Genomic DNA, 8,207 nt, shown 5'->3' on the forward strand with positions numbered 1-8,207 from the left:
GGTTATGCGCAGTTCGGCACGCTCAAGTACCCGGCCAGATTTACCCACTTCGACTGGGTCAACCCGCAAGCGCCCAAGGGCGGTACGTTGCGGGTGATGGCGTTCGGCACCTTCGATACGGTCAATCCGTACACTTTCAAGGGCACCAGCCCGGTCACCACCGCCAATTTTCTCCAGTACGGCATCAACGAGCTCAACGAGCCGCTGATGGTTGGCACCGGGCAGTATTCGCCGTCCGGCGACGAACCCGCGTCGAGTTACGGGTTGATCGCACAATCGGTGGAGTACAGCGAAGATCGCAGCTGGGTCGTCTTCAATTTGCGCCCCGAAGCGCGCTTTCACGACGGCGCGCCTGTCACCGCCTACGACGTGGCGTTCTCCTATCGAACGCTGCTCAAGGACGGTCATCCGCTGTATCGCACGGCCCTGCAGGAAGTGCTGCGGGTCGACATCCTCAACAAGCAGCGCATTCGTTTCGTGTTCAAGCGCTCGGGCAATCCGCTGTTGATCCTGCGCCTGGGCGAATTGCCGGTACTGCCGCAGCATTACTGGAAAGACCGCGACTTCAAAGCCACCACCTTCGAACCGCCGCTGGGTAGCGGGCCGTACCGCATCACGTCGGTCACGCCGGGTCGGCACCTGATTTTCGAGCGGGTCAAGGATTACTGGGGCAAGGACTTACCGGTCAATCGCGGCAAGTACAATTTCGATCGCATGGACGTCGAGTTCTACCGCGACAGCGATGTCGCCTTCGAAGCGTTCAAGGCCGGTGAGTTCGACATCTACATCGAGCATCAGGCGAAGAACTGGGTCAACGGTTACAACTTCCCTGCTGTACGTCGTGGCGAAGTGATCAAGGTGCAGATCCCGCATCAGATCCCGACCCAGACTCAGGGCCTGTTCATGAACAGCCGCCGCGCGACCTTCGCCGATGTCAGGACGCGCGAAGCGTTGGGTCTGATGTTTGACTTCGAATGGACCAACCGCGCGCTGTTCAGCGATGCCTATAAACGCACCACCAGCTACTACCCCAACAGTGAATTCAGCGCCTCGGGTTTGCCGGTCGGGCATGAATGGCTGATGCTCAAGCCTTACAAGGAGCAGTTGCCAGCCCGGCTGTTCACCGAGCCGTTCACCCTGCCGAAAACCGACGGCCGTGGCATCCCGCGCGAGACCATGCGTAAAGCCCTCGCCCTGCTCGCCGAGGCCGGTTGGAAGCTCCATGGCCAGCGCTTGCAAAATGCTGACGGCCAACCGCTGCGCTTCGAATTGCTGCTGGTCAACCCGAGCCTGGAGCGGCTCTATCAGCCGTACATCGAGAATCTCAACAGCATCGGCATCGACGCGCGCCTGCGTACCGTCGATCGCGCCCAGTACAAACAGCGCCTCGACCAATTCGATTTCGACATGATCTCGATGACCCTCGGCCAGACCCTGAGCCCGGGCCTTGAGCAGTGGCAGTACTTCCACTCCAGCCAGGTAAACGTCAAGGGCAGCAAGAATTACGCGGGCATCGCCAACCCGGTGGTCGATCACCTGCTCGAACAATTGCTCGCCGCGCGCACCCGCGACGAGCAGGTCGCCGCCGGCAAGGCGCTCGACCGCGTGCTGCTCTGGCAGCACTACAGCATTCCCAACTGGTACCTCAATTATCACCGTCTGGCCTACCGCAACCGGTTGGCCTTTGTCACCACGCCGCCCTACACCCTGGGCCTGAGCGCATGGTGGCTGAAGTCTTCGGAGAAAGATCGATGAACGCTGTGCGCACCCTGCTCATGCAGGCCGGCGGCTTGCTGTTCGCCGGGCTGGCCTGGGCCGCCCCGCAACACGCCGTGACCCTGTACAACGAGCCGCCGAAATACCCGGCCGATTTCAAGCATTTCGACTATGTGAACCCTGATGCGCCCAAGGGCGGCGTATTCCGCCAGGCCGGCTTCGGCGGCTTTGACAGCCTCAACCCGTTCATCAACAAAGGCGTGCCCGCCGATGACATCGGCCAGATCTACGACACCCTGACCAAACACAGCCTCGACGAGCCGTTCACCGAGTACGGCCTGATTGCCAGCAAGATCGAGAAAGCCGACGACAACAGTTGGGTACGCTTCTACCTGCGCCCGGAAGCGCGCTTCCACGACGGCCACCCGGTGCGCGCCGAAGACGTGGTGTTCAGCTTCGAGACGCTGACCAAGGAAGGCTCGCCGATGTTTCGCGGCTACTACAACGACGTTGCCGAAGCCATCGCCGAAGACCCGTTGAAAGTCTTGTTCAAGTTCAAGCACAGCAACAACCGCGAGCTGCCGCTGATCCTCGGCCAGTTGCCGGTCCTGCCGAAACACTGGTGGGCCAGTCGCGACTTCAACAAGGGCAACCTGGAAATCCCGCTGGGCAGCGGCCCGTACAAGGTCACCCAAGTGAAGGCCGGCCGTTCGGTACGTTACGAGCGGGTCAAGGATTACTGGGGCAAGGACTTGCCGGTCAACCGTGGCTTCTACAACTTCGACACGATGACTACCGACTATTACCGCGACAACACCGTCGCGCTCGAAGCGCTGAAGGCCGGGCAGTTCGATTATTGGCTGGAGATGACCGCGAAGAACTGGGCCAGCGCCTATAACGTTCCGGCGGTCACCGAGGGCCGTTTGATCAAGGAACTGATCCCCAACAGCAACCCGACCGGCATGCAGGGCTTCGTCTTCAATCTGCGCCGCCCGGTGTTCCAGGATGTGCGCGTGCGTCAGGCTCTCGGGCTGCTGTTCGATTTCGAATGGACCAACAAGCAATTGTTCAACGGCGCCTACGTGCGCACCCGCAGTTACTTCGAGAACTCGGAAATGGCCGCCACCGGCCTGCCCGACGCCGAGCAACGGAAGATCCTCGAACCGTTCCGCAGCAAACTGCCGGCTCAGGTATTCAGCGAAGCCTTCGAAAATCCCAAGACCGACGCCAGCGGCATGATCCGCACCCAGCAGCGCGAGGCCTATCAACTGCTGCAAGAGGCCGGCTGGAAAATCGTCGATGACAAAATGGTCGACGCCACCGGCAAACCGGTGGTGATCGAATTCCTCCTCGCCCAGACCGAATTCGAACGGGTGCTGCTGCCGTTCAAGCGCAACCTCAGCGACCTCGGCATCGATCTGGTGATCCGCCGCGTCGACGTCTCGCAGTACATCAACCGCGTGCGCTCGCGAGACTTCGACATGATGGTCGGCAGCTTTCCGCAGTCCAACTCGCCGGGCAACGAGCAGCGCGAATACTGGATGAGCGCCGCCGCCGACAAGCCGAGCAGCCGCAACAGCATGGGTCTGAAGGATCCGACCGTTGACCAACTGGTGGAAAGCCTGATCAACGCCGACTCGCGCAAAAGTCTGGTGGCCCACGCTCGCGCGCTGGATCGCGTACTGCAATGGGGCTACTACGTGGTGCCGAACTGGCACATCAAGAGCTGGCGCGTGGCCTACTGGAACCACATCGGCCACCCGAAAACCTCGCCCAAGTACGACATCGGCATCAATACCTGGTGGGTCAAGCCTGACGCCAAGCCTGCCGTAGAAGTCGAAACCCAACTGCAAGCCGACCCTGCGGGCACGGAGTAATCAGATGCTGGCGTATATCTTTCGGCGACTGCTGCTGATCATCCCGACCCTGTTCGGCATTCTGCTGATCAACTTCGTGATCATCCAGGCCGCGCCCGGCGGGCCGGTCGAGCAGATGATCGCCAAGCTCGAAGGTTTCGAAGGCGCCACCAGCCGGATTGCCGGCGGCGGTGCCGAAGTGGCGGTGGCCGGCTCGTCCTACCGTGGCGCGCAGGGGCTGGACCCGGCGCTGATCAAGGAAATCGAGCACATGTACGGGTTCGACAAATCGGCCCCGGAACGCCTGTGGATCATGGTCAAGAACTACGCGCAGCTGGATTTCGGCGACAGTTTCTTCCGCGACGCCAAGGTCATCGACCTGATCAAGGAAAAGATGCCGGTGTCGATCTCGCTGGGGCTGTGGAGCACGCTGATCATGTACCTGGTGTCGATCCCGCTGGGCATCGCCAAGGCCACGCGGCACGGCAGCCACTTCGATGTCTGGACCAGTTCGGCGATCATCGTCGGCTATGCGATCCCGGCGTTTCTGTTTGCGATCCTGCTGATCGTGGTATTTGCCGGCGGCAGTTATCTGGACTGGTTCCCCCTGCGCGGGCTGACCTCGAACAACTTCGATGAGCTGAGCCTGGGCGGCAAGATCCTCGATTACTTCTGGCACCTGGCATTGCCAGTGACGGCGCTGGTGATCGGCAACTTCGCGACCATGACTCTGCTGACAAAAAACAGCTTTCTCGACGAGATCAACAAACAGTACGTGGTCACCGCCAAAGCCAAGGGCCTGACCCGCCATCGCGTCCTTTACGGCCACGTGTTCCGCAACGCCATGCTGCTGGTGATTGCCGGTTTTCCTTCGGCGTTCATCGGCATTTTCTTCACCGGTTCCCTGCTGGTGGAAGTGATTTTCTCCCTCGATGGCCTCGGCCTGATGAGTTTCGAAGCGGCGATCAACCGCGATTACCCGGTGGTATTCGGCACCCTGTTCATCTTCACCTTGCTCGGGCTGGTGGTGAAACTGATCGGCGACCTGACCTACACCTTTGTCGATCCGCGTATCGACTTCGCCAGCCGGGAGCATTGAGATGAACCTGTCCCCTCTCAACCGCCGGCGCTTCGAACTGTTCAAGGCCAACAAGCGTGGCTGGTGGTCGCTGTGGCTGTTTCTGATCCTGTTCGGCCTGAGCCTGGGCGCCGAGCTGATTGCCAACGACAAGCCACTGGTCGTGCATTACGACAACAACTGGTATTTCCCGGCGATCAAGCGCTACCCGGAAACCGCGTTCGGCGGCGAATTCCCGCTGGAAGCCAACTACAAGAGTCCGTACATCCGTGAGCTGCTCAAGGCCAAGGACGCGTGGATTCTGTGGGCGCCGATCCCCTACAGCTACCAGAGCATCAACTACGACCTGAAAGTCCCGGCCCCGGCACCGCCCTCGGCGGACAACCTGCTGGGCACCGACGATCAGGGCCGCGATGTGTTGGCGCGGGTGATCTACGGCTTCCGCATTTCCGTGTTGTTTGCGCTGACGCTGACCGTGCTGAGTTCGATCATCGGCGTGATTGCCGGGGCGCTACAGGGGTTCTACGGCGGCTGGGTCGATCTCGCCGGGCAACGTTTTCTCGAGATCTGGTCGGGGCTGCCGGTGCTGTATCTGCTGATCATCCTTGCCAGTTTCGTCCAGCCGAATTTCTGGTGGCTGCTGGGCATCATGCTGCTGTTCTCGTGGATGAGCCTGGTCGATGTGGTGCGCGCCGAGTTCCTGCGCGGGCGCAATCTGGAATACGTGCGCGCCGCCCGCGCGCTGGGCATGCAGAACGGCGCGATCATGTTCCGTCACATCCTGCCCAACGCCATGGTCTCGACCATGACCTTCATGCCGTTCATCCTCACCGGCGCCATCGGCACCCTGACCGCGCTGGACTTCCTCGGCTTCGGCCTGCCGGCCGGCAGTCCGTCGCTGGGCGAACTGGTCGCGCAAGGCAAATCCAATTTGCAGGCGCCGTGGCTGGGCATGAGTGCGTTTGCCGTGCTGGCGCTGATGTTGAGCCTGCTGGTGTTTATCGGCGAGTCCGCTCGCGATGCCTTCGACCCGAGGAAGTGAAATGAATCAGGACAATCTGATCGAAGTGCGCGACCTCGCCGTCGAATTCGGTTTCGGCGAGCGCGTCCACCGCGTGGTCGAGGGCGTGAGCTTCGACATCAAGCGCGGCGAAACCCTGGCGCTGGTCGGTGAATCGGGCTCGGGCAAATCGGTCACGGCGCATTCGATCCTGCGCCTGTTGCCCTACCCCATGGCGCGGCATCCGGCCGGCAGCATCAATTACGCCGGGCAGAACCTGCTGGATTTGAGCGAGAAGACCATCCGCCACATTCGTGGCAACCGCATCGCGATGATCTTTCAGGAGCCGATGACTTCGCTCAATCCGCTGCACTCGATCGAAAAGCAGATCAACGAAGTGCTCGGCATCCACAAGGGCCTGAGCGGCAAAGTCGCGACCAAGCGCACTTTGGAGCTGCTGGAGATGGTCGGCATCCCCGAGCCGCACAAGCGTCTCAAGGCCCTGCCCCATGAATTGTCCGGCGGCCAGCGCCAGCGGGTGATGATTGCCATGGCCCTGGCCAACGAGCCGGAATTGCTGATTGCCGACGAACCGACCACCGCGCTGGACGTGACCGTTCAGCTGAAAATCCTCGATTTGCTCAAGGATCTTCAGGCTCGATTGGGCATGTCGCTGTTACTGATCAGTCACGATTTGAACCTGGTGCGAAGAATTGCGCATCGCGTATGTGTCATGCAGCGCGGTTGCATCGTCGAACAGGCATCGTGCGCAGAGCTGTTCCGTTCGCCGCAGCATCCGTACACTCGGGAATTGCTCGGCGCGGAGCCCAGCGGCGGCCCGGCAAGCAATGAAATCGGCGCGCCGCTGCTCGAAGTCGAGGACCTGAAAGTCTGGTTCCCGATCAAGAAAGGCCTGCTCAAGCGCACGGTGGATTACGTCAAGGCAGTGGACGGCATCAATTTCAGCCTGCCTCAGGGGCAGACCCTGGGGATCGTCGGCGAAAGCGGTTCCGGCAAATCCACCCTCGGTCTGGCGATTTTGCGGCTGATCGGCAGCAAAGGCGCGATCCGCTTTGAAGGCAAGCAGCTAGACTGCCTGACGCAGAGCGAGGTTCGCCCGTTGCGGCGGGAGATGCAGGTGGTGTTTCAGGACCCGTTTGGCAGCCTGAGCCCGCGCATGTGCGTCAATGACATCGTTGGCGAAGGCCTGCGGATACACAAGATGGGCACCGCGACCGAACAGGAAGCGGCGATCATTGCGGCATTGAAGGAGGTAGGTCTGGATCCGGAAACCCGGCACCGCTACCCCCACGAATTTTCCGGAGGGCAACGGCAGCGAATCGCCATTGCCCGGGCCTTGGTGCTGAAACCGGCGCTGATCCTGCTGGACGAGCCGACTTCGGCGCTCGACCGCACGGTGCAGCGGCAAGTGGTGGAGCTGTTGCGTTCACTGCAAGCCAAGTACAACCTGACGTATTTGTTCATCAGCCATGACCTGGCTGTCGTCAAAGCGCTGAGCCACCAGCTGATGGTGGTCAAGCATGGCCAAGTGGTCGAACAGGGAGACGCGCAAAGTATCTTTGCCGCCCCCCAACATCCGTATACACAGCAGTTGCTGGAAGCCGCTTTTCTGGCACCAGCCACTGCGCAATAACCTGAAAGAGGAGCAACACATGGGTTTTCTCGCCGGTAAGCGCGTACTGATCGTCGGTGTCGCCAGCAAGCTGTCCATCGCATCCGGCATCGCTGCCGCCATGCATCGCGAGGGCGCTGAGCTTGCCTTCACTTATCAGAACGACAAACTCAAGGGTCGCGTCGAAGAATTCGCACAAGGCTGGGGTTCGAGCCCTGAGCTGTGCTTCCCGTGCGACGTGGCCAGCGATGAAGAAATCGCCAAGGTCTTCGAAGAGCTGAGCAAGAAGTGGGACGGCCTGGACTGCATCGTGCACTCCGTCGGCTTCGCCCCGGGCGACCAACTGGACGGCGACTTCACCGAAGCCACTACCCGTGAAGGTTTCCGCATCGCTCACGACATCAGCGCCTACAGCTTCGTGGCCCTGGCCAAAGCCGGCCGCGAAATGATGAAAGGCCGCAACGGCAGCCTGCTGACCCTGTCGTACCTGGGCGCCGAGCGCACCATGCCGAACTACAACGTGATGGGCATGGCCAAGGCTTCGCTGGAAGCCGGCGTCCGTTACCTGGCCGGTTCCCTCGGTCCGGACGGCACCCGCGTCAACTGCGTATCGGCTGGCCCGATCCGCACCCTGGCCGCTTCCGGCATCAAGAACTTCCGCAAGATGCTGGCTGCCAACGAAGCGCAGACTCCGCTGCGCCGCAACGTCACCATCGAAGAAGTCGGCAACGCCGGCGCCTTCCTGTGCTCCGACCTGGCGTCGGGCATCAGCGGTGAAATCATGTACGTCGACGGCGGCTTCAACACCACCGCGATGGGCAACATCGAAGAGTGATCTTCCTGTAGCCAATAGAAAAACCCGCCGGATCCCAGACTGTGTGAAAACCTAGCAATCTGCGCAGCGCTCAAAGAAAATGCTCCGTA

General features: G+C 61.0%; 6 protein-coding genes. All 6 read left to right on the forward strand.

The features are described 5' to 3' along the window. On the forward strand, window positions 1-1,755 hold a 1,755-nt coding region (locus D8U60_RS03055; RefSeq protein WP_130899441.1), incomplete at its 5' end, for an extracellular solute-binding protein. Further along, the gene (locus D8U60_RS03060; protein WP_130899442.1) at window positions 1,752-3,593 is read left to right on the forward strand and encodes an extracellular solute-binding protein; all 1,842 of its coding nucleotides are present in this window, start codon (window positions 1,752-1,754) and stop codon (window positions 3,591-3,593) included. The genes D8U60_RS03055 and D8U60_RS03060, both read left to right, overlap by 4 nt. A gap of 4 nt (window positions 3,594-3,597) precedes the next feature. Next, window positions 3,598-4,671: a microcin C ABC transporter permease YejB gene (locus D8U60_RS03065; protein ID WP_016774154.1), complete on the forward strand. Its 1,074-nt coding sequence runs from the start codon at window positions 3,598-3,600 to the stop codon at window positions 4,669-4,671. 1 nt (window position 4,672) lies between these two features. After that, window positions 4,673-5,692, forward strand: coding sequence for an ABC transporter permease (locus D8U60_RS03070; RefSeq protein ID WP_016774153.1), 1,020 nt, complete (start codon window positions 4,673-4,675; stop codon window positions 5,690-5,692). Between the two features lies 1 nt (window position 5,693). Beyond that, window positions 5,694-7,304: an ABC transporter ATP-binding protein gene (locus D8U60_RS03075; RefSeq protein WP_039763245.1), complete on the forward strand. Its 1,611-nt coding sequence runs from the start codon at window positions 5,694-5,696 to the stop codon at window positions 7,302-7,304. Between the two features lie 19 nt (window positions 7,305-7,323). Further along, on the forward strand, window positions 7,324-8,118 hold the full coding sequence (gene fabI, locus D8U60_RS03080; RefSeq protein WP_003202751.1) for an enoyl-ACP reductase FabI: 795 nt from the start codon (window positions 7,324-7,326) through the stop codon (window positions 8,116-8,118). Window positions 8,119-8,207: the final 89 nt, after the last annotated feature.

Source organism: Pseudomonas sp. Sample_11 (assembly GCF_004307505.1).
Classification (GTDB): domain Bacteria; phylum Pseudomonadota; class Gammaproteobacteria; order Pseudomonadales; family Pseudomonadaceae; genus Aquipseudomonas; species Aquipseudomonas atacamensis.

Bases quoted from the DNA above. Each gene is read 5' to 3' on its own strand.
- D8U60_RS03060 (WP_130899442.1), top strand. From the start codon at position 1,752: ATGAACGCTGTGCGCACCCTGCTCATGCAGGCCGGCGGCTTGCTGTTC.
- D8U60_RS03065 (WP_016774154.1), top strand. From the start codon at position 3,598: ATGCTGGCGTATATCTTTCGGCGACTGCTGCTGATCATCCCGACCCTG.
- D8U60_RS03070 (WP_016774153.1), top strand. From the start codon at position 4,673: ATGAACCTGTCCCCTCTCAACCGCCGGCGCTTCGAACTGTTCAAGGCC.
- D8U60_RS03075 (WP_039763245.1), top strand. From the start codon at position 5,694: ATGAATCAGGACAATCTGATCGAAGTGCGCGACCTCGCCGTCGAATTC.
- fabI (WP_003202751.1), top strand. From the start codon at position 7,324: ATGGGTTTTCTCGCCGGTAAGCGCGTACTGATCGTCGGTGTCGCCAGC.